The sequence below is a fragment of the Pseudomonas sp. TWRC1-2 genome, assembly GCF_049896685.1.
In the GTDB taxonomy this organism is placed as follows: domain Bacteria; phylum Pseudomonadota; class Gammaproteobacteria; order Pseudomonadales; family Pseudomonadaceae; genus Aquipseudomonas.
In genome coordinates this window covers 151,943-172,448 of sequence record NZ_JAFCUU010000011.1, presented here as the reverse complement: position 1 = coordinate 172,448, position 20,506 = coordinate 151,943, and the positions used below count along the sequence as shown (strand labels likewise).

Sequence of the window (20,506 nt, the reverse complement as noted above, 5' to 3'; positions counted from 1 at the left end):
ATGACACTTGGATTTACACCCGTGGTGGAGATTTACGGTGCCAATGCCGCGCTCCTCAATGAGCGGCTGTTGGAGTGGGAGCATACCGACATGGCCGGATTCACGTCCGACCAGCTCAAGCTGACACTCGACATCGAGGGCCTTGAAGGGCTGCCCAGCCTGGGCGGGCGTATCGGCTTGCGCATCGGGTATCGGGAGTCGGGCCTGGTGGACAAGGGCCGCTTCAAAATCACCCAGCGCACACCGTCACTGTTCCCGCTGCGTCTGGTGCTGGTGGCGACGGCGGCGCCCTTTGATGAGCCCGAATTCAAGAAGCGGCGCACCGCCAGTCACGGGCCGATCAGCCTGGGTGCGCTGTTTCGCCAATTGACCACGCGCTACGGTTTTTCACCGCGCGTGGCGCCTGATCTGGAAGGCGAGCATATCCCGCACATCGACCAGACCAATGAAAGTGACATGGCGTTTCTCACGCGTCTGGCCAATCGCTTCGATGCCGTGGCCAAGCCTGTCGACGAGCTGTATGTGCTGGGCCGCAAAGGGCAGACAAAATCGCTGTCGGGCAAGGTCTTGCCGGTCGTGCCGTTGTCGATCACCCGCGACAATCGTCCGGGTGATCGCGCGTTTATCACCGCCAGCTTTACCCAAACCAGCCGCGCTACTTACCTGGGCGCACAAACGTCCTGGTGGGACGCGGCAGCCGGTAAACAACGGGTGGTGCAGGTGGGCATCGCGCCGTTCAAGGTGGTGACGCAGCGTTACCAGAACGAGGCCGAAGCCAGAACCGCTGCCGAGGGCGAGATGCGCCGAGTGGGGCGCGAAGGGATGCAGGTCAATGTGATCTGCCCCGGAAACCCCTTGTTCGGCGCTGAAGGCCTGTTGCTGCTGGACGAGTCGTGGCCCGACTTCATGCGCGGCCGTTGGTCGATCAAGACGGTGACCTCCAGTGGCAAGCGCAGCGAGAGTTATCGATGCACGATCATGGCCAACGGTTTATCCGCGGCCGAGTGAGGACCCATGGCTATAACGCTTTCTCAACTGGTTCAAATCCTGCCCGGAGCCCGCCCTGTTGCGGGCCTTTTTTTGTCCGCATTGAACACTGCAATGCCCAGGTTCCAGATCGGCCAACCCAAGCGCATCGCTGCGTTCCTCGCGCAAGTTGGCCACGAATCCGGTGAGCTGCGCTACGTGCGCGAGTTGGGAAGCGACCAATACCTCAGCAAATACGACACCGGCATCTTGGCCGCACGCCTGGGCAACACCCCTGAAGCGGACGGCGATGGCCAGAAGTATCGGGGCAGGGGACTGATCCAGATTACGGGGCGGCGCAATTACCTGGCGTGCAGCCAGGCGCTGTTTGGCGACGATCGCCTGCTGCGCCAGCCCGAGTTGCTGGAGCAGCCGCAGTGGGCGTGTGAATCGGCGGCGTGGTTCTGGCAAAGCAACGGTTTGAATGAGCTGGCCGACAAGGACCAGTTCACCACCATCACCCGACGCATCAACGGTGGGTTGAACGGGCTGGAGCACCGTCTGCAATTGTGGGCCCGGGCGAAGGCGGTGTTGTGCGCTTCTTAGGCGGGTTACGGCTGATCGGCGTGTGTTTGCTGGTGGTTGCGGTTTGGCAGGTGCAGGCGTGGCGATATGGTACGCAGCTTGAGCAGCAGGCGGATCTAAACGCTCAGGCGGCCTCGCTTCGACAGCAGGCAGAGCAGAAAAAACGGCTGGCGCTGGAGCAGCAACTCAGTGCCAGCGACCGACAACATGCCCAGGAATTGATTGATGCCCAGCGTAATCAAGCTGCTCTGCGCGACCGCCTGGCCACTGCTGATGTGCGGTTGTCAGTCCTTCTTGACGCCACCGACCGTACCCTCGGCTGCCCAATGCCAGCCGCCGCCACCTCCGGCGGCGTGGTTCATGCAGCCCCGCGAGCCCGACTTGACCCGGCGCATGCTCAACGAATTATCGCCATCACCGACGACGGCGATAACGCCCTGATCGCCTTACGTGCCTGCCAAGCGTACGTGCGCGCCGTCGGGCGTTAGCATCTTGATCCAGTCTGTCGCTTGCGCGTGCGATTTGCTCCTGTAGGGTAGGCAAATCCCCCGCCTACTTCTGGAGTCGACCGTGAAGGAAATCACTCAACTGGCCGCTGAACTGGGTCGCCGTTTGCAGGTGCTCAACGCCCACGTCACTACCGCCGAGTCGTGCACCGGCGGCGGTATTGCCGAAGCGATCACGCGGATTCCGGGCAGTTCGGCCTGGTTCGAGGCGGGATATGTCACTTACTCCAATCGACAGAAGACCCGGCAGTTGGGCGTACCGGAGAAGCTGTTCGCCAAAGTCGGCGCTGTCAGCCAGGAAGTGGTGGAGGCGATGGTCCGTGGTGCACAGGAAAAAAGCCTGTCGCGCTTTGCCGTGGCGGTCAGTGGTGTGGCAGGGCCGGATGGTGGTTCGCCGGACAAACCGGTCGGCACCGTCTGGCTGGCGTTTGGGGTTGGCGAAGAGGTGACGGCCGAGCTTGCGCACTTCCCCGGCAACCGCGACGAGGTCCGCCGACAAACGGTAAAAGCCGCGCTTGAGGGCTTGTTGCGACGAGCTGCACTAGAAATAGAAAAACAGGGGTAGGCGATCTTCGATCTTTGTGGAACAATACTGTCTACTTATACAGGTGTTGGCCGTCAGGCCTTATTGATTACGTGAGGACTTTAATGGACGACAACAAGAAGAAAGCCTTGGCTGCGGCCCTGGGTCAGATCGAACGTCAATTCGGCAAGGGTGCCGTAATGCGTATGGGCGATCACGATCGTCAGGCGATCCCGGCTATTTCCACTGGCTCTCTGGGTCTGGACATCGCGCTCGGCATTGGCGGCCTGCCAAAAGGCCGTATCGTCGAAATCTACGGTCCTGAATCTTCCGGTAAAACCACTCTGACTCTGTCGGTGATTGCCCAGGCGCAAAAAATGGGCGCCACCTGCGCGTTCGTCGACGCCGAGCACGCCCTGGATCCTGAATACGCCGGCAAACTGGGCGTCAACGTAGACGACCTGCTCGTTTCCCAGCCGGACACCGGTGAGCAAGCCCTGGAAATCACCGACATGCTGGTGCGCTCCAACGCCATCGACGTGATCGTGGTCGATTCCGTGGCAGCCCTGGTACCGAAAGCTGAAATCGAAGGCGAAATGGGCGACATGCACGTGGGCCTGCAAGCCCGCCTGATGTCCCAGGCGCTGCGTAAAATCACCGGTAACATCAAGAACGCCAACTGCCTGGTGATCTTCATCAACCAGATCCGTATGAAGATCGGCGTGATGTTCGGCAGCCCGGAAACCACCACCGGTGGTAACGCGTTGAAGTTCTACGCTTCGGTTCGTCTGGACATCCGTCGTACCGGCGCGGTGAAGGAAGGTGACGAGGTTGTCGGCAGCGAAACCCGCGTTAAAGTCGTGAAGAACAAAGTGGCTCCGCCTTTCCGTCAGGCTGAGTTCCAGATTCTCTACGGCAAGGGTATCTACCTGAACGGCGAGATGATCGACCTGGGCGTGTTGCACGGTTTCGTCGAGAAATCCGGCGCCTGGTATGCCTACAACGGCAGCAAGATCGGTCAGGGCAAGGCCAACTCGGCCAAGTTCCTGGCAGACAACCCGGATATCGCCGCCACGCTCGAGAAGCAGATTCGCGACAAGCTGCTGACCGCAGCGCCAGACGTGAAAGCTGCTGCCAATCGTGAGCCGGTTGAAGAAGTCGAAGAAGCTGACACTGACATCTGAAGCAAACGATGACTGTTGTACTGGATACACTCGTCGCCGTTCGGCGCACTGCGATGGACCTGCTCGCTCGACGCGAGCATGGTCGAGTCGAGCTGACGCGTAAACTGCGTCAGCGCGGTGCAGAGCCCGAGATGATCGAAACTGCCCTCGACCGCTTAACGGAAGAAGGGCTTCTGTCGGAAGCGCGTTACCTGGAAAGCTTTGTCTCCTACCGCGCGCGCTCCGGCTATGGCCCGGCGCGAATTCGTGAAGAGCTGAGCCAGCGCGGTCTGCAACGCGCTGATATCGACCTCGCCCTGCGTGAGTGCGGTATCAGTTGGCAGTCGCAGTTGGAAGATACCTGGCGCCGCAAGTTTGCCGGCCATCTTCCGATTGATGCCAGGGAGCGTGCTAAGCAAGGTCGCTTCCTGAGTTATCGCGGGTTTTCGATGGATATGATCAGCCGCCTGTTAAGCGGCCGAGACATGGAAGACTGAGCTTTCGAGCTGCTGAAATTTAAAATTCAGGCGCTGGCTTGCCTGCGATGTGGACGCTTCGGTTTCCCAGTAGGATCGCGATGATGCCATCGCAGGCAAGCCAGCTCCCACATCGAATCTGCTGCATCTGATCGAACTCGGTAAATTAAAAAGGCCCACTATGAAAATAGTGGGCCTTTTTTTTTGCCTTCAAAAAATCATGCTGGCTCGGGCGTTACTCGCTGCTGCGCTTTCCCCTGAGCCTGTGCCCAGTTTTCCGGCAGGTTGATGTAATCCACCAACTCTCGCAGTCGACCTTGATCGCGGCCATTGAAGTTGAACACCAAGCGCGTCAAATGGCTGAACCTCGGCTCATCGTGTTCCTCGCCGGTATAGGCAAGCTGCTGGAACTCACCACTCAGCCGCAGGCTGGCAAACTCGCTTTGCAAATGAGCCAGCGCCCGTTCACTGAGCGGATGGTTCATGCGCACCACAAACTCACGCTTCAACCAGCGCGTGGAGTGAAAGTTGGCATAGAACTGGTTGATTTCGTCCACGGCTTCTTCAGCACTGTGTACCAGTCGGACCAGCTTGAGGTCGGTGGGCAGGATATAGCGATTGGCTTCGAGCTGGCTGCGGATAAAGTCCAGAGCGCCTTGCCAAAAACCGCCGCCCGGAGCATCCAGCAGTACTACTGGCACTAGTGGGCTTTTGCCGGTCTGGATCAGGGTGAGCACTTCAAGCGCTTCATCCAGGGTGCCGAACCCGCCCGGGCACAACACCAGCGCATCGGCTTCCTTGACGAAAAACAGCTTGCGGGTAAAGAAGAAGTGGAAGGACAGCAGGTTCTCAGTGCCGTCGATGGTCGGGTTGGCGTGCTGCTCAAACGGCAGGGTAATGTTGAACCCCAGGCTGTGTTCCAGGCCGGCGCCTTCGTGGGCTGCCGCCATGATGCCGCCGCCACCGCCGGTGATCACCATCAGGTCCGATTGCGCTAGCTGGGCGCCGACTTCCCGGGCCAGGGCGTACAACGGGCTTTCAACCGGTGTTCGTGCCGAGCCGAACACGGTCACCTTGCGGCGGTCCTTGAACTGTTCGAGCACGCGGAAGGCATTGTCCAGTTCGCGGATCGCCTGCAAGGTGATTTTGGCGTTCCAACGGTTGCGATCGTCCTGGGCCATGCGCAGAACGGTGAGGATCATGTCGCGATAAAGGGGAATGTTCGGGCTGCTGGGCGCGACCAGCTGGAGTTGCGCGTCGACCTGCTGAGTGAGGTCGGTCCCGTGTTCTTCAAAATGACGGAGCAGACGGTCATTCGATTCGTAAGGCATTCAACTTCTCCTTCTTCACAGAACCTGGGCCCTCGGCGAGGTATTCGTCCGCGGCCACGACACTGCATGTGTCGCCGCACGCCAGGGGCATTGCACGGTATGCACCGAGCGGCGAAGCGGGCTCTGTATGTTCCTTGTGATTTGGAAACCTTTGCACTGCAAGTCGCAGGAGGGCAACCCTCTTTTGCCCTGAAAATGTTACAGAACGGCGTGGAAAATACGCGGGGCAGGCGGTCGGGATGACTTGATCATGAGCCGAAAAACCCTTGGCTGGCAACCGGTTATTGGCCGCACATCAAGCAGTTTAGTCGTCGGTAAGCATAGGCAGCGAGGGAAGTGCGCGCCACAGGACAGCAGCGCGCGATGGTCGAGCAATCGTTACTTTTTCTTCTTCGCTGCGGCAGGTGCCGGGCAATCGGCTTCGACAAACTTGACCGACGCCACCGGGCGGTTGGTCTTGTTCTCGGAGATGTCATAGCGCATCACGGCGCCCTTGGCCATCAACTCGCGGTAACCCTTGTTCAGGCAAACGCTTTGACCCAGCTGGAAATACACGGCCTTGGGGTTGGCGCGCATCTGTTCGGCACGGTCAGGCTGCACGCTGAGGTGATCGATCAGCTGCATGCCTTCAACGGTGTAGGCCACTTCCAGGGTTTTTTCATCGATTTCCCGGGGCAGGTCCTTGTTGCTTTCGGCCGCGACGCTTTGCAGCTTCCTATTCATTTGGGCCTCCAGCAGCGAGGCCGCGTGGGCGCCCATGGGCAATACCAGCGCGAGGGCGACGGATGGGGCAACAAGGCGCAGCATGGAACGCAGCATGAAAATCTCCTGATTCGGTTACTGGTGCATAGACCAGCCACTGCGCTGTGCGTTCAGTGGCGCGCAATTATAGGTGAGCGCCTGCCACTACAGCCAGGCGTATCGCTCAGAAGTGCCGGCGGCTCTGGTAAACTGCCGCCACTTAAGCCTGTCTCGAGTTCCCCAGTGTCGATTTTGCCTTCTACGGGTTGCACCCGATGAGCCATGCCGTTTCCCGCTTGCGTACCCAACGGCTGGCGCGGGCCGTGCGCCCGTTCCTCAACCGAGGTTCGCGCGCCGAACGTTGCCCCGGCTGCCGGGTGATTCCCGAATATTGCCTGTGTGCCTGGCGGCCGCAGGTAGAGGCGCGTTCGGCGATGTGCCTGCTGATGCACGATGTGGAGCCGATGAAGCCGAGCAACACCGGCTGGCTGATTGCCGATGTGATTGACGACACCACCGCGTTCGCCTGGTCGCGCACCGAGGTCGATCCCGCGTTGCTGACCCTGCTGGCCGACCCGCAGTGGCAACCCTACATCGTGTTTCCCGGCGAATTCGTCGCGCCAGAGCGGGTTGTCAGTGAGGTGAAAGTGGAGGAGGGCAAGCGCCCGTTGTTCATCCTGCTGGATGGCACCTGGAGCGAAGCGCGCAAGATGTTCCGCAAGAGCCCTTACCTTGAGCACTTGCCCGTGTTGAGCCTGGCGCCTGAACAGCTGTCGCGCTACAAGCTGCGCCGCTCCAAGCGGGATGATCATTTTTGCACCGCCGAAGTCGCGGCGCTGTGCCTGGAACTGGCCAGCGATCAGGCGGCCAGTGAAGTGCTGGATGCTTACCTTGACGTATTCAGCACCCATTACCTGGCGGCCAAGTTCCTGTTGCCGCTGGACCCGGCGGACAGCGTTCATGCGCGCCTCTCGCCCCACATCCCGGCGGTATGACCAGACGACGTTTGCATGATGGCACTGTAAACCTGCAACTCGCTAAAATGCCCGCGGGCGTAGTGCTTGACCCCCCAGGCTACGCTGGGCATGCTGGGCGCCGATTGGGGCGTAACCGTGAATTTTCAGCGTCGTTGCAGGTGTTTTTGACGCTGAGCCTGCCCCCGTGGCGGTGGCTGCCTGGCCGTTGCCTTGTGTACTGGCGAACCCTGAACCCGTCAGGGCTGCCATAAAAACAGGATCATTTAATCAATGGCCACATACGAAATCCTGATAGCCGATGACCATCCGCTGTTTCGCAGTGCGCTGCATCAGGCGGTAACCCTGGGCCTTGGCCCGGACGTGCGACTGGTTGAAGTGGCCAGCATTGCCGAGCTGGAAGCACGACTCACCGAAAAATCCGACTGGGACCTGGTGCTGCTCGACCTGAACATGCCCGGCGCCTACGGTTTTTCCGGGCTGGTGCTGTTACGCGGGCAATACCCGCAGATCCCGGTGGTGATGGTTTCGGCCCAGGAAGAAGCTGACGTGGTGGTGCGCTCCAAGGAGTTTGGCGCCAGCGGTTTCATTCCCAAGTCCAGTTCAATGGAAGCGATCCAGAAAGCCGTGCGTACCGTGCTTGACGGCGATGTGTCCTGGCCGCCGCAAGCGTTTGAAGAAATCAACGTGTCCGACGAAGCCAAGGCTGCCCGTGATGGCCTCGCCAGCCTGACGCCCCAGCAATTTCGGGTGTTGACCATGGTCTGCGAAGGCTTGCTGAACAAGCAGATTGCTTACGAATTGAGCGTGTCGGAAGCGACCATCAAGGCCCATGTGACGGCGATTTTTCGCAAGCTGGGCGTGCGCACGCGCACCCAGGCGGCGCTGCTCTTGCAACAACTTGAGTCAATTTCGCAGCACTAAGACATTGCCGATTCACGCTTTTTTGACTTTGCGTGATCTAGTTTCCCCACTTCTTTGGTTCAGTTGCCTACATCTATGTCGCCTTTCAAGGGTCAAACCGGTATCAAACGTATCTTCAACGCAGGGGGCTATTCCCTGGATGGCCTGCGTGCGGCTTTCACTGGCGAGGCGGCATTCCGTCAGTTGGTGCTGCTCAACGTGATCCTGATTCCGCTGAGCTTTTTCCTGCACGTCAGCCGGGTCGAGCGAGCCTTGCTCATCGCGGTGTGCCTGCTGGCCCTGATCGTCGAATTGCTCAACTCTGCGGTGGAAGCGGCCATCGACCGGATTTCCCTCGACCTGCACCCGCTGTCGAAAAACGCCAAGGACATGGGCAGCGCTGCGCAATTCGTGGCGCTGACCATGATCACCCTGGTGTGGGCCGTGATTCTGATCTAAAGCATCAGGCGATGCTCGGCAGCACGATTTCGTCGCTGCGCTGAACCCCGGCGGTGAAGGCGCGGCACAGTTCCAGAAACTCGCGCATTGCCGAGGTCTGGTACTTCTGTTTATGCCAGATGAAGTAAAACTGCCGGGCCAGATCCAGGTCCGGGGTTTCCACCGGCACCAGGCTGCCACGGCGGAACGCATCGCGCAGCGCCAGCCGGGAAATGCAGCCAATCCCCAAGCCCGATTCCACCGCACGTTTGATCGCCTCGGTGTGTTCCAGCTCCAGACGGATATTCAGCGCGCTGCGATGATGTCGCATCGCCTGGTCAAAGGTCAGCCGCGTGCCGGAGCCTTGTTCGCGCAGGATCCAGGCTTCATGGGTCAACTCTTCCATGGTTGCCACGCCGCGTTTGGCCAAGTGATGCTGCGGCGCGCAAAACACCACCAGCTCATCTTCCACCCAGGTTTGCACTTCGATGTCCGGGTGGCTGCAGTCGCCTTCGATTAGACCCAGGTCAATTTCGTAGTGCGCTACCTGATGCACGATATGCGCAGTATTCTGCACATGCAGCTTCACCTGGCTCTCGGGGTGCTGTTGCATGAAGCTGCCGATCAATAGCGTGGCCAGGTAATTGCCGATGGTCAGGGTGGCGCCCACCGCCAGGGAGCCAAAGCCTGACTTGCCGTTGAGCAGGTCTTCGATCTCCTTGGCCTGGTCCAGCAGTGCCACCGCCTGCGGCAACAACTGATGGCCGAGGGCGTTGAGGCTCAGGCGTTTGCCCGCGCGGTCGAATAATTGGCAGCTGGACTGACGCTCCAGCTCGGTGATCGAGGTGCTGGCGGCGGATTGAGATAAGGCCAGAAGGCCAGCAGCGCGTGAGACGCTTTCCTGCTGGGCGACGGCGACGAAGACTTGCAGTTGACGGAGAGTAAATCGCATATCGATATAACCGATAACCCTTATCTTAATAATCCAGTTAACAGATATTGTCGCCGCCATTAGAATGCTGTGCAATTGCGCACCTCAATCTTGGCGCAGACCCACTTCCAGGAGTCCCCCGTACATGAGCAACATGAACCACGAGCGTGTCCTCAGTGTTCATCACTGGAACGACACTCTGTTCAGCTTCAAGTGCACCCGCGATCCGGGCCTGCGCTTCGAGAACGGTCAGTTCGTGATGATCGGCCTGCAACAGCCAAATGGCCGCCCGCTCATGCGCGCATACTCCATTGCCAGCCCGAACTGGGAAGAGCATCTGGAGTTCTTCAGCATCAAGGTGCCCGATGGCCCGCTGACTTCCCAATTGCAGCACTTAAAGGAAGGCGACGAGATCATCATCAGCAAAAAACCGACAGGCACCCTGGTGCTTGACGATTTGAAGCCGGGCAAACACCTGTACCTGCTCAGCACCGGTACTGGCCTCGCGCCGTTCATGAGCGTGATCCAGGACCCGGAAACCTACGAGCGTTTCGAAAAAGTGATCCTGTGCCACGGCGTGCGTTACGTCAACGAAGTCGCCTACCGCGAATTCATCACCGAGCACCTGCCGCAGAACGAATTCTTCGGCGAGGCCCTGCGTGACAAGTTGATCTACTACCCGACCGTGACCCGCGAGCCATTCGAAAACGAAGGCCGCCTGACCGACCTGATGCGCAGCGGCAAGCTGTTCAGCGACATCGGCCTGCCACCAATCAACCCCGAAGACGACCGCGCCATGCTGTGCGGCAGCCCAAGCATGTTGGACGAAACCAGCGAAGTGTTGAACAGCTTCGGCCTGAAAGTTTCGCCACGTATGCGTGAGCCGGGTGATTACTTGATTGAGCGTGCGTTCGTCGAGAAGTAAAACAGTCAGGGCAACAAAGAAGATCTAAATGTGGGAGGGGGCTTGCCCCCGATGGCGCCAAGTCAGTCAACAGAGATGTTGAATGTACCACCGCTATCGGGGGCAAGCCCCCTCCCACATTTTTTCCGGTTTATCCAGCCGCAAGCACTTCCAGCACACAGATCAAGCCCGCCTCGGGATAGTGCCAGCGCACATCCACATCCCAGAACTGCGCGCCATATTCGCGCTCCGGCCCCGGCGTCTGATACGCCGGCCTTGGGTCCTGCGCCAGGCACTGATCAATCAACTCCACCAGAGGCTCGCCAAGACGCTGAGCATGGCCTTGTGCCTGTTGCAGCGCGGTCTTCAGCCACTGCACCGGAATCAGCTGCGGCGCGCCACTAGCGATGCTGTTGCTGGCCGTGTCGATAATATCGGCGTAGGGCACATACGGCTTGATATCCAGCACCGGCGTGCCATCGAGCAAATCAATCCCGGAAATCCACAACCGCCCCGGCTCCACCTTGTCCAGCTTCACCACCGACTGGCCAATGCCGTTCGGGCGGTGCGTTGCACGGGTGGCGAACACGCCCATGGACGTGTTGCCGCCCAGGCGCGGCGGGCGTACTTTGAGGCGTGGCTTGTCTTCCAGGGCCTGGTGGAACAGAAACAGCAACCAGACATGGCTGACCTGCTCCAGGCCCTGCACGGCCTCACCCCCGTCGAACGGCGCCACCAGTTCCAGCACGCCGCGGGCGGCAGGCGCCAGTTGCGGTTGGCGTGGGATGGCGAACTTCTCCTTGAAGCAGGAGCGCACGAAGCCGACGGGGGAGACGTTGTAGCTCATGGTTTACGCACGAACCCGCAGCGTCAGGCCCTTGAGGAAGTTACGCAGCAACTGGTCGCCACAGGTGCGGTAGTTGGTGTGGCCAAACTTGCGGAACAGCGCGCTCAGCTCAGGCTTGGACACCGGGAACTCGGCGGCCTTGAGGATCGCGTGCATGTCGTCTTCCTTCAGTTCGAAGGCCACGCGCAGCTTCTTGAGGATGATGTTGTTGGTCACCGGGGTTTCGATCGGCTGCGGCGGACGGCTTTCGTCCTTGCCGCGCTTGAAAATCACCAGGCCGTCAAGGAAGTGCGCCATGACGTCGTCCGGGCAGAATACAAAACCTTCTTCCTCATCTTTCTTGAGGTAGGTCAGCAAGTCTTCCTTGGTCACGTCCATGCCGCCGAGCTTGATGATCTCGACCATCTTGTTGTCGCTGATGTCGAGCATGTAGCGCACGCTGCGCAGTACGTCGTTGTGAATCATGGTGGGCAATCCTGGTATTCAACTGGGGACACCGCCCACTCAGGCGGCGTCGAGAAAGGGGCAGCGGCTTAGAACTTCTCTTTGCCGGACAGGTAACGCCATTGGCCGACCGGCACTTTGCCGATGGACACGCCGCCAATGCGGATGCGGCGGATGGCGATGACTTTCAAGCCAACGGCTTCGCAGAACAGCGCGATCACGCCCGGCTGCGGATTTTTCATCGCAAAGCGCAGGCGGTTTTCGTTCTGCCAGCTGGCTTTCACGGGGGGCAGCTCTTTGCCCTTGTAAGTCAGGCCGTGGTTCAGGCGATTGAGGCCGTGGGCGACCATGTCGCCTTCAACCTCCACCACGTATTCCTGCTCGATCTTGGCGGCATCGGCGGTCAACTTGCGCAGAATCTTCCAGTCCTGGGTGAATACCAGCAGGCCGCTGGCCTTGGCTTGCAGGTCGGCACTGGCGGTCAGGCGCAGGAAGTGGCCCTTGAGCGGGCGTTTGCTGAAGCGGTGTTCTTCGGACAGGGTTTCGGCGCTGATCGAGGCCATCGCCGTTTCCGCGTCCACGCCAGCCGGCGCGTGCAGCAGAATGGTCACCGGCTCCGGTGCAGTGGCTTTGGCCTCTGGGTCCAGCTCGACCTTCTGGGTGGTGACCTTGAACTGCGGTTCGTCGATCACTTCGCCGTCCACCGAGACCCAGCCGCCTTCGATAAACAGCTCAGCCTCCCGACGGGAGCAACCGACCAGTTCGATAAGGCGTTTGGAGAGGCGTATGGGGTCAGTCATGACAAGGGCCGTAGCAAAAGGGGGCGGCTATTGTACCTGCCTGGCGCGGGTTAATCCCGGCTCCATTTCAGCGCAGGGGCTTTATTGGTCAATACACGGTTCAAAATGTGGGAGCGGGCTTGCTCGCGAAGGCGGTGTATCAGCCCAAGGTGTGCTGATGGGGGCACCGCGTTCGCAGGCAAGCCAGCTCCCACATTTTATTCTGTGTTGCGTCAGCCTCTGCGCAGTTGCTGCTGGCGCAAACGCATGTGCAGCAACGGATATGGCTGGCCCAGGCCGTCATGCTCTGCGCGGCCGATCACCTCAAAGCCCTGCTTGAAGTAAAAGCCCAGGGCCTGCGGGTTCTGTTCGTTGACGTCCAGTGTGTCGGCGTTCATGTGCTCGATCGCATAACGCAGCAGTTGCCGGCCGAGGCCCTGGCCACGGTGCTGCGGGTCGATAAACAGCATCTCGACCTTGCCTGACGCCACGCCGGCAAACCCGGTGATGCGTTGGCGCGCGTCCTTGGTACAGATCAGCATCACCGAGTCGAGGTAGCGCGTCAGCACCAGCTCCTTGAGCAACACGATGTAGCTGTCCGGCAAAAAGTCGTGGGTCGCCCGCACCGAGTCTTCCCACAGTTGCGCCAGGTGCGCGAAGTCGCTGAGTTTGGGTGTATGAATTGCCGAAAGCTGACGCATGCCCGCTGCCCCTTGCCTGTTTCTACGCCAATGGGCAAACGATAGACCTAAAAAAGCCCCGCATCTTGTCCAGAGGCGGGGCTTTTAAGGTTTTTTTGATCAGTCGCGCTTGACGGCCCATAGGTCGTATTCGTCGGCGTCGGTCACGGTGCACCAGACCTTGTCGCCCGGCTTCAGGCCGCTGGCATCGTCGATAAACACGTTACCGTCGATTTCCGGCGCATCGAAGAAGCAACGGCCTACGGCGCCTTGCTCGTCGACTTCGTCGATCAGCACTTCGATTTCCCGGCCGATGCGCAGTTGCAGACGTGCCGAGCTGATGGCCTGCTGGTGCGCCATGAAGCGCTCCCAACGGTCTTGCTTGACCTCATCTGGTACGATGGCTGCGTCCAGCAGGTTGGCCGGCGCGCCTTCAACCGGCGAGTACTGGAAGCAACCAACGCGGTCCAGCTGCGCTTCGGTCAGCCAGTCCAGCAGGTACTGGAAGTCTTCTTCGGTTTCGCCGGGGAAGCCGACGATGAAAGTCGAGCGGATGATCAGCTCCGGGCAGATCTCGCGCCAGTTCTTGATGCGCGCCAGGGTCTTGTCTTCGAAGGCCGGGCGTTTCATGGCCTTGAGGATTTTCGGGCTGGCGTGCTGGAACGGGATGTCCAGGTACGGCAGGATCTTGCCGGCAGCCATCAACGGGATCAGCTCGTCCACGTGCGGGTACGGGTAAACGTAGTGCAGGCGCACCCATACGCCGAGGCTGCTCAAGGCTTCGCAGAGTTCGGTCATGCGGGTTCTTACCGGCGCGCCGTTCCAGAAACCGGTGCGGTACTTTACGTCGACGCCGTAGGCGCTGGTGTCCTGGGAAATCACCAACAGCTCTTTGACGCCGGATTTGACCAGGCGCTGAGCCTCGTCCAGCACATCACCGACCGGGCGGCTGACCAGCTTGCCGCGCATCGACGGGATGATGCAGAAGCTGCAGCTGTGGTTGCAGCCTTCGGAAATCTTCAGGTACGCGTAGTGGCGCGGGGTCAGCTTGATGCCTTGCGGCGGCACCAGGTCGATCAGCGGGTTGTGGTCCTGACGCGGCGGCACCACGTCGTGCACGGCGTTGACCACCTGCTCGTACTGCTGCGGGCCGGTCACGGCCAGCACGCTTGGGTGCACGTTGCGGATAGCGCCTTCTTCCACGCCCATGCAGCCGGTGACGATGACCTTGCCGTTTTCCTTGATGGCTTCGCCGATCACTTCCAGCGACTCAGCCTTGGCCGAGTCGATGAAGCCGCAGGTGTTGACCACCACCACGTCGGCGTCCTGATACGTGGACACGACGTCATAGCCTTCCATGCGCAGTTGCGTAAGGATGCGCTCGGAGTCGACCAGAGCCTTCGGGCAACCCAGGGATACAAAGCCGACCTTGGGGTTGGCTTTTGCGATGGTGGTGGACATGTCTAACCTCGGTATTGAATGGCGCCGCCAGTCGGGCACGACACGGCGGTAGACGGGCGCTTGGTGCGCCTCTGATCAAAAAGTGCGCAATTCTAGCGACGGGCAACGCACTTGACCAGCTTTATGCGGGGAAATGCGACGAGTGCTGCGCTATGCTTCGCGCCGTTGCGCATGGGTAAAACCCTTGGGTCAATAAAACGTCTGTTACGAGAAGTAAAACAGCGCATGCTACGGTCAGCTTAGGCGCGTTGTTTATAAAAGACCTTGGGTCAAAGGGCAGGAGTGGTTGATGGGTCAGGCAAATAGTCAGGCGGCAGGTGCCGAGCATTCCAATGCAAAGCCGATTGGCATGCTGGTGGCGGCAGTCGGGGTGGTTTACGGCGATATCGGTACCAGCCCGCTCTATACCCTTAAAGAAGTGTTTACCGGTGGTTACGGTGTTCAGGTCAACCATGATGGTGTGCTGGGGATCCTGGCGCTGATCTTCTGGTCGCTGATCTGGGTGGTGTCGATCAAATACATGCTGTTCGTGTTGCGCGCCGACAACCAAGGCGAAGGCGGCATCATGGCGCTGACGGCGTTGGCGCGACGAGCGGCAGGGGAGCGCAAGAAGTTGCGCAGTTTCCTGGTGGTGTGTGGCTTGTGCGGCGCGGCACTGTTCTACGGCGACAGCATGATCACCCCGGCGATTTCGGTGTTGTCGGCTATTGAAGGCCTGGAGTTGGCGTTCGATGGCCTCGACAAATGGGTCGTACCGATCGCACTGGTGGTACTGGTGGCGCTGTTCCTGATCCAGAAACACGGCACCGACCGCATCGGCAAGCTGTTCGGGCCAGTGATGGTGACGTGGTTCCTGGTGCTCGGCGGCCTCGGTGTGTATGGCATCACCCTGCACCCTGAAGTGCTCAACGCATTGAATCCGATGTGGGGCGTGCGTTTCTTCGAAGCTCACCCTGGTATTGGTGTGGCAATCCTCGGTGCGGTGGTGCTGGCATTGACGGGCGCCGAGGCGTTGTACGCCGACATGGGCCACTTCGGCCGCAAACCGATCGCTCGCGCCTGGTTCATTCTGGTGCTGCCGGCGCTGGTGCTTAACTATTTCGGCCAGGGCGCCATGCTGCTGGGCGATCCGGAAGCCGCGCGTAACCCGTTCTACCTGCTGGCGCCGAGCTGGGCGCTGATCCCGCTGGTGGTGTTGTCCACCCTGGCCACGGTGATTGCCTCCCAGGCGGTGATTTCGGGTGCGTTCTCGTTGACGCGCCAGGCGATCCAGCTGGGTTATATCCCGCGCATGCACATTCAACACACCTCCAGCGCCGAACAGGGCCAGATCTACATCGGCGCGGTGAATTGGTCGCTGATGGTCGGCGTGATCCTGCTGGTGATCGGCTTCGAGTCCTCCAATGCGCTGGCGTCCGCGTACGGCGTAGCGGTGACCGGCACCATGCTGATGACCACCATCCTGGTGTCGGCGGTGATGCTGCTGTTGTGGAAATGGCCGCCGATACTCGCCGTGCCGGTCTTGGTTTGCTGCCTGTTGGTGGACGGCCTGTACTTTGCGGCCAACGTGCCGAAGATCATCCAGGGCGGCGCCTTTCCGGTGTTGGCGGGGATCGTGCTGTTTGTGCTGATGACCACCTGGAAGCGCGGCAAGCAATTGTTGGTGGACCGCCTCGACGAGGGCGGCCTGCCGTTGCCGATCTTCATCAGCAGTATTCGCGTGCAGCCGCCTCATCGCGTGCAGGGCACGGCGGTGTTCCTCACCGCGCGCCCAGACGCCGTGCCCCACGCGCTGTTGCACAACCTGCTGCACAACCAGGTGCTGCATGAGCAGGTGGTGATGCTGACGGTGGTCTACGAGGACATTCCGCGTGTGCCGGCCTCGCGGCGCTTTGAGGTGGACGCCTATGGGGAAGGGTTCTTCCGGGTGATCCTGCACTTCGGGTTTACCGATGAGCCGGACGTGCCCGAGGCACTCAAGCTGTGCCATCTGGACGACCTGGATTTCAGCCCGATGCGCACCACCTACTTCCTCAGCCGCGAAACGGTGATTGCCTCGCGCATCAAGGGCATGGCCCGTTGGCGTGAAAGCCTGTTTGCCTTCATGTTGAAAAATGCCAACGGCAACCTGCGCTTCTTCAAACTCCCGGTCAACCGGGTGATCGAGCTGGGCACCCAGGTCGAAATGTAAGCCGCTGCTGCACGGGAGCCGGCAATCGGCTCCCGTTTTCCATCTGAACCCTATGCAAGCCACCGTTGTCGACTAGGCTCTAAGCACTGTTTGAATAGTGCCCACAGAACCCAGAAGAGGTGCGCCATGAGTCAGCTGCTCGAACCCTACACCCTCCGTCAATTGACCCTGCTCAACCGGATTGCCGTCTCGCCGATGTGCCAGTACTCATCCGACGATGGCCTGGCCAATGACTGGCACCTGGTGCACCTTGGCAGCCGCGCCGTGGGCGGCGCCGGGCTGATTTTTACCGAAGCCACCGCCGTGACCGCCGATGGCCGCATCACTGCCCAGGACCTGGGCCTGTGGAACGACGCACAAATCGAACCGTTGCAACGCATCACGCGTTTCATTGCTGCCCAGGGCGCAGTGGCGGGCATTCAACTGGCGCACGCTGGGCGCAAGGCCAGCACACACCGGCCGTGGATCGGCAAGCACGGCAGCGTCAAGCCGGAAGAGGGCGGTTGGGTGCCGGTTGGGCCTTCGCCGATTGCCTTTGATCCCAACCACACCCAGCCCAAGCCATTGGATGATGCGCAAATCCAGCAAGTGATCGCCGACTTTGTCGCCGCTGCAAAACGCGCGCTTACGGCTGGCTTTGAAGTGGTGGAAATCCATGCGGCCCACGGTTACCTGCTGCATCAATTCCTGTCGCCCATCAGCAATCAGCGCCAGGACCACTACGGTGGCTCGTTTGAAAACCGCATACGCCTGGTGCTGGAAGTGACCCAGGCTGTGCGCGAGGTCTGGCCACAGGAATTGCCGCTGTTTGTGCGCGTGTCGGCCACCGACTGGGTCGAAGACGGCTGGAACCCGGATGAAACCGTGGAGCTGGCGCGCCGCCTCAAAGACTTGGGCGTAGACCTGATCGACGTGTCGTCCGGTGGCACCGCCGCCAACGCCGAGATCCCCACCGGCCCCGGCTACCAGACGCGCTTTGCCGAGCGTGTGCGCAAAGAGTCGGGCATCGCCACCGGCACGGTCGGCATGATCACCGAGCCGGCCCAGGCCGAGCACATTTTGCGCACGTGCCAGGCCGATATCATCTTCCTGGCCCGTGAGCTGTTGCGTGACCCGTACTGGCCGTTGCATGCCGACGATGACTTGGGCGGCCGCCAGGCCACCTGGCCGGCGCAGTACCAACGGGCGACCCATCGTGATCAGCCGATTCATGAGTCTGATCTGCGGGACTGACCAGCGCCTGATTCACCGAAACCCACCCTGACCCGGTGGGTTTTTTCTTGCGCGCGTTTCTGACGACTTCCAGCGCTGGCGGTTGCCGCGTGCGAAAGGGCTGTAGGTCTTTGTTACCTAAGCGAATTATTTAAGTTAATACTCTAAAAAAATCCCACACGTGCCGAGATTGTTTCTACGCTTAAGGTAAGTCTGATTTCTGGCCCAGGGAGTCAGTCGGTGTGTCCGCGAAGGCATTGCGCCTCAGGGAAGGTGGGTGATGGGCGACAGGAGTCTTAGATCGATATCAGGAGAAACAGTCCATGGCCAAGTCCTATGGTGTAGCGGGTGTGGTGGCGTCTTTTCTAACCCGCAGGATGTTCTTGCGTGGCCGCAGGTTGAGTTCGGATGAAGCCGAATTGCTGGCGCAATATCGCGCCCTGACCGAAAACGATCAGGTCGCGATGCGGTATCTGATAGGGGCGATGAAGAGTGTGTCGCGGTTTTAGACAGCGCGCTGACCGTGTGGGCGCTGGCTAGTCAGCGCCCACTTTGTGGGTCAGGTGTACTTGCGCTTGTCCGGTGCAGGCGGGAAGTACTGGTACAACCAGGTTTCGCTCAAGGTGCGGTCCTGGGTGCGGATAAACAGCCGCAATTCCACCGGCTCCACGCTGTCGCTGGTCGGGTACCAATCGAACAGAATGCGATAGCCCTTGATGTTGTCGAGCACCAGCACGCTGAAGTCTTTCACTTCACCGTGAGAGCAAGTCACCACAGGCTCGATGCCGGTGCCGGCCGGCAGACGGTCCAGGCCGCCGCCCTTGAAGTCCACGGCAAAGCGGCGCGCCCACACTTCGGGGTAGTGCTCGCCCGGTGCCCAACCTTCGGTAAAGCCGCCCATGCCTGAACGGGTGGCATCGACTTGCGCCAGCGGTGTGCTCACGGGTGGCAATGCGCTCCAGTACAGCTTGTAGCCATAGTTGAGCGAATCGCCGGCGGCCACGGGCTTTTTCGGGGTCCAGAAGGCCACGATGTTGTCCAGGGTTTCGCCGGTGGTGGGGATTTCCAACAGGTCGATCGAGCCTTCGCCCCATGCGGTCGTCGGTTCAACCCACAGGCTTGGGCGCTTGCTGTACCAGTCGACGGTGTCCTGGTAGCTGGCGAACTCATGGTCGGTCTGCACCAGGCCAAAGCCTTTCGGGTCGGTGTCGGCGAACGCGTTGAATTGCAGTGTGGCCGGGTTGTTCAGCGGGCGGCAGATCCACTCGCCGTTGCCGCGCCACATCGCCAGGCGGTCAGAGTCGTGGATCTGCGGGTGGATGGTGTCGCACATGCGGCGCTCAACGGTGCCGCAACTGAACATGCTGGTCATCGCCGCGATACCCAATTGTTCGATGGCGGTGCGCGCATTGATGTTCGCGTCGATGGCCATCACCACCTGAGTGGCCTGGCAATCAATGTCGAAGCGGTAGGCACCGGTGGCGCTCGGCGAGTCGAGCAGGGCATAGACCACAAAACGCGTGGCGTCCTTGGCCGGGGTTTCGAACCAGAACTGCGTAAAGTCTGGGAATTCTTCGCGTTTTTTCGCGTAGGTATCAATCGCCAGGCCGCGTGCGGAAAGGCCGTACTGGCCGGTGGAATCCACCGCACGGAAGTAGCTGGCGCCAAGGAACGACAGCACGTCATGGCGATCCAGCTCCGGCGCCTTGAACAGCTTGAAACCGGAGAAACCCAAGTCGCCGGTCAGTTGCTTGGTGTCCACCGTGGTCCTTTCATAGTTGAACAACGACGGGCGGAAATGCACCTCGCGGGCTTCACGGGTCTTGGGGTCGACGCTGTGCATGCGCACCGGCGTCTTGAAACCCATGCCGACGTGGAAGAACTGCACGTCGAGTTGGCCGTTCAACTCCTTCCACAGCGAATGGTTGCCGTCGTAGCCGATGGCATTGAAATTCTGCGGCGTCATGTTTGCCAGGGTCGGCGGCAGCACCTGCCTGGTGTCTTTATACGCGGTGCCGGCGAGCTGTTTGGCCTGGGCTTTGAGTGTTTCAAAGTCAAACGCCACGGCCTTGCCATCGGCGGCACGGTTACCGGCCCAGGCCTGCGCGGCCAGCAGGCCACTGGCCGATAAACCGGTGTAAGCCGCAATGGCCATGGACGCTTTAAGCAAATTCCTGCGGTGCATAGAGACAACCTGTCGTGAGCAAATCCCGCGCCGTTCCTGGCACGTGCTGGATCAGAAATAACGGTTCGGACATGCCTTCGGCCAAACGCAACGGACTATAAACAGACGCCGGATAGCTTAAGCGGTTCGGCGACGCAGGAAAATTGATTGATGGCGGCGTGATGGCCTTGCATGTGAAACAAGTTATGTATCAGTCAGCTTATCGCTAGCTGGCTCACCGCCATCGGGGGAAAGCGCCTCCCACATTTATTTGCATTCTGTGCACG

General features: G+C 60.2%; 22 protein-coding genes. 13 read left to right on the top strand and 9 right to left on the bottom strand.

Going from position 1 to position 20,506, the window contains the following annotated elements:
* The 6 genes from ACP7B3_RS26720 to recX all read left to right on the top strand — a co-directional run bounded on the left by ACP7B3_RS26720 (position 1) and on the right by recX (position 4,240).
* Entirely contained in the window at positions 1-1,008 is a 1,008-nt protein-coding gene (locus tag ACP7B3_RS26720; RefSeq protein WP_106577238.1) for a contractile injection system protein, VgrG/Pvc8 family, read from the top strand.
* Between the two features lie 6 nt (positions 1,009-1,014).
* Complete coding sequence (locus ACP7B3_RS26715) at positions 1,015-1,572, top strand: glycoside hydrolase family 19 protein (protein ID WP_426182070.1); 558 nt, start codon at positions 1,015-1,017, stop codon at positions 1,570-1,572.
* Complete coding sequence (locus ACP7B3_RS26710) at positions 1,560-2,039, top strand: lysis system i-spanin subunit Rz (RefSeq protein ID WP_369300846.1); 480 nt, start codon at positions 1,560-1,562, stop codon at positions 2,037-2,039. Before ACP7B3_RS26715 ends, ACP7B3_RS26710 begins: the two co-directional genes overlap by 13 nt.
* A gap of 82 nt (positions 2,040-2,121) precedes the next feature.
* Positions 2,122-2,622: a CinA family protein gene (locus ACP7B3_RS26705; RefSeq protein WP_426182067.1), complete on the top strand. Its 501-nt coding sequence runs from the start codon at positions 2,122-2,124 to the stop codon at positions 2,620-2,622.
* 83 nt (positions 2,623-2,705) lie between these two features.
* Positions 2,706-3,764, top strand: a complete 1,059-nt coding sequence (gene recA / locus ACP7B3_RS26700; protein WP_003189042.1) for a recombinase RecA — start codon at positions 2,706-2,708, stop codon at positions 3,762-3,764.
* A gap of 8 nt (positions 3,765-3,772) precedes the next feature.
* Positions 3,773-4,240 (top strand): recombination regulator RecX, encoded by a 468-nt coding sequence (gene recX / locus ACP7B3_RS26695; RefSeq protein WP_017137076.1) that lies wholly within the window; start codon positions 3,773-3,775, stop codon positions 4,238-4,240.
* A 197-nt stretch (positions 4,241-4,437) separates the two neighbouring features.
* On the opposite strand, the gene ACP7B3_RS26690 is transcribed toward recX, so the two are convergent.
* Together ACP7B3_RS26690 and ACP7B3_RS26685 are read right to left on the bottom strand one after the other, a co-directional pair.
* Entirely contained in the window at positions 4,438-5,550 is a 1,113-nt protein-coding gene (locus ACP7B3_RS26690) for a TIGR00730 family Rossman fold protein (RefSeq protein ID WP_145161636.1), read from the bottom strand.
* Between the two features lie 378 nt (positions 5,551-5,928).
* On the bottom strand, positions 5,929-6,369 hold the full coding sequence (locus ACP7B3_RS26685; protein WP_106577233.1) for a PA3611 family quorum-sensing-regulated virulence factor: 441 nt from the start codon (positions 6,367-6,369) through the stop codon (positions 5,929-5,931).
* Positions 6,370-6,566: 197 nt separating this feature from the next.
* On the opposite strand from ACP7B3_RS26685, the gene ACP7B3_RS26680 reads away from it, so the two are divergent.
* The 3 genes from ACP7B3_RS26680 to ACP7B3_RS26670 all read left to right on the top strand — a co-directional run bounded on the left by ACP7B3_RS26680 (position 6,567) and on the right by ACP7B3_RS26670 (position 8,627).
* Positions 6,567-7,286, top strand: a complete 720-nt coding sequence (locus tag ACP7B3_RS26680; protein WP_145161639.1) for a tRNA-uridine aminocarboxypropyltransferase — start codon at positions 6,567-6,569, stop codon at positions 7,284-7,286.
* Between the two features lie 252 nt (positions 7,287-7,538).
* On the top strand, positions 7,539-8,189 hold the full coding sequence (gene erdR, locus ACP7B3_RS26675) for a response regulator transcription factor ErdR (RefSeq protein WP_106577231.1): 651 nt from the start codon (positions 7,539-7,541) through the stop codon (positions 8,187-8,189).
* A gap of 75 nt (positions 8,190-8,264) precedes the next feature.
* A complete protein-coding gene (locus ACP7B3_RS26670; RefSeq protein WP_094949927.1) occupies positions 8,265-8,627 on the top strand; it encodes a diacylglycerol kinase in 363 nt (120 codons plus the stop codon).
* 4 nt (positions 8,628-8,631) lie between these two features.
* Here ACP7B3_RS26670 and ACP7B3_RS26665 read toward each other — a convergent pair whose 3' ends face one another.
* A complete protein-coding gene (locus ACP7B3_RS26665) occupies positions 8,632-9,558 on the bottom strand; it encodes a LysR family transcriptional regulator (protein WP_169368331.1) in 927 nt (308 codons plus the stop codon).
* A 124-nt stretch (positions 9,559-9,682) separates the two neighbouring features.
* Here ACP7B3_RS26665 and fpr point away from each other — a divergent pair, with 124 nt between their 5' ends.
* Positions 9,683-10,462 (top strand): ferredoxin-NADP reductase, encoded by a 780-nt coding sequence (fpr, locus tag ACP7B3_RS26660; RefSeq protein ID WP_003189055.1) that lies wholly within the window; start codon positions 9,683-9,685, stop codon positions 10,460-10,462.
* A 130-nt stretch (positions 10,463-10,592) separates the two neighbouring features.
* Here the strand turns inward: fpr and tsaA are convergent, their stop codons facing one another.
* The 5 genes from tsaA to rimO form a co-directional block, all read right to left on the bottom strand.
* Positions 10,593-11,288: a tRNA (N6-threonylcarbamoyladenosine(37)-N6)-methyltransferase TrmO gene (gene tsaA / locus ACP7B3_RS26655; RefSeq protein WP_426182060.1), complete on the bottom strand. Its 696-nt coding sequence runs from the start codon at positions 11,286-11,288 to the stop codon at positions 10,593-10,595.
* Between the two features lie 3 nt (positions 11,289-11,291).
* Positions 11,292-11,753, bottom strand: a complete 462-nt coding sequence (locus ACP7B3_RS26650) for a DUF1456 family protein (protein ID WP_003189058.1) — start codon at positions 11,751-11,753, stop codon at positions 11,292-11,294.
* Positions 11,754-11,821: 68 nt separating this feature from the next.
* Positions 11,822-12,532 (bottom strand): rRNA pseudouridine synthase, encoded by a 711-nt coding sequence (locus ACP7B3_RS26645; protein WP_426182057.1) that lies wholly within the window; start codon positions 12,530-12,532, stop codon positions 11,822-11,824.
* A 212-nt stretch (positions 12,533-12,744) separates the two neighbouring features.
* A complete protein-coding gene (locus tag ACP7B3_RS26640; RefSeq protein ID WP_106577228.1) occupies positions 12,745-13,212 on the bottom strand; it encodes a GNAT family N-acetyltransferase in 468 nt (155 codons plus the stop codon).
* A 99-nt stretch (positions 13,213-13,311) separates the two neighbouring features.
* A complete protein-coding gene (rimO, locus tag ACP7B3_RS26635; protein ID WP_426182053.1) occupies positions 13,312-14,652 on the bottom strand; it encodes a 30S ribosomal protein S12 methylthiotransferase RimO in 1,341 nt (446 codons plus the stop codon).
* 289 nt (positions 14,653-14,941) lie between these two features.
* Between rimO and ACP7B3_RS26630 the strand changes: the two genes are divergently transcribed.
* From ACP7B3_RS26630 to ACP7B3_RS26620, 3 genes are all read left to right on the top strand, one after another.
* The gene (locus tag ACP7B3_RS26630; protein WP_145161742.1) at positions 14,942-16,843 is read left to right on the top strand and encodes a potassium transporter Kup; all 1,902 of its coding nucleotides are present in this window, start codon (positions 14,942-14,944) and stop codon (positions 16,841-16,843) included.
* A gap of 126 nt (positions 16,844-16,969) precedes the next feature.
* The gene (locus ACP7B3_RS26625; protein WP_106577225.1) at positions 16,970-18,076 is read left to right on the top strand and encodes an NADH:flavin oxidoreductase/NADH oxidase; all 1,107 of its coding nucleotides are present in this window, start codon (positions 16,970-16,972) and stop codon (positions 18,074-18,076) included.
* Positions 18,077-18,378: 302 nt separating this feature from the next.
* On the top strand, positions 18,379-18,564 hold the full coding sequence (locus tag ACP7B3_RS26620; protein ID WP_106577224.1) for a hypothetical protein: 186 nt from the start codon (positions 18,379-18,381) through the stop codon (positions 18,562-18,564).
* Positions 18,565-18,614: 50 nt separating this feature from the next.
* Here ACP7B3_RS26620 and ACP7B3_RS26615 read toward each other — a convergent pair whose 3' ends face one another.
* On the bottom strand, positions 18,615-20,240 hold the full coding sequence (locus tag ACP7B3_RS26615; RefSeq protein ID WP_426182048.1) for a glucan biosynthesis protein D: 1,626 nt from the start codon (positions 20,238-20,240) through the stop codon (positions 18,615-18,617).
* Between the last annotated feature and the right edge of the window lie 266 nt (positions 20,241-20,506).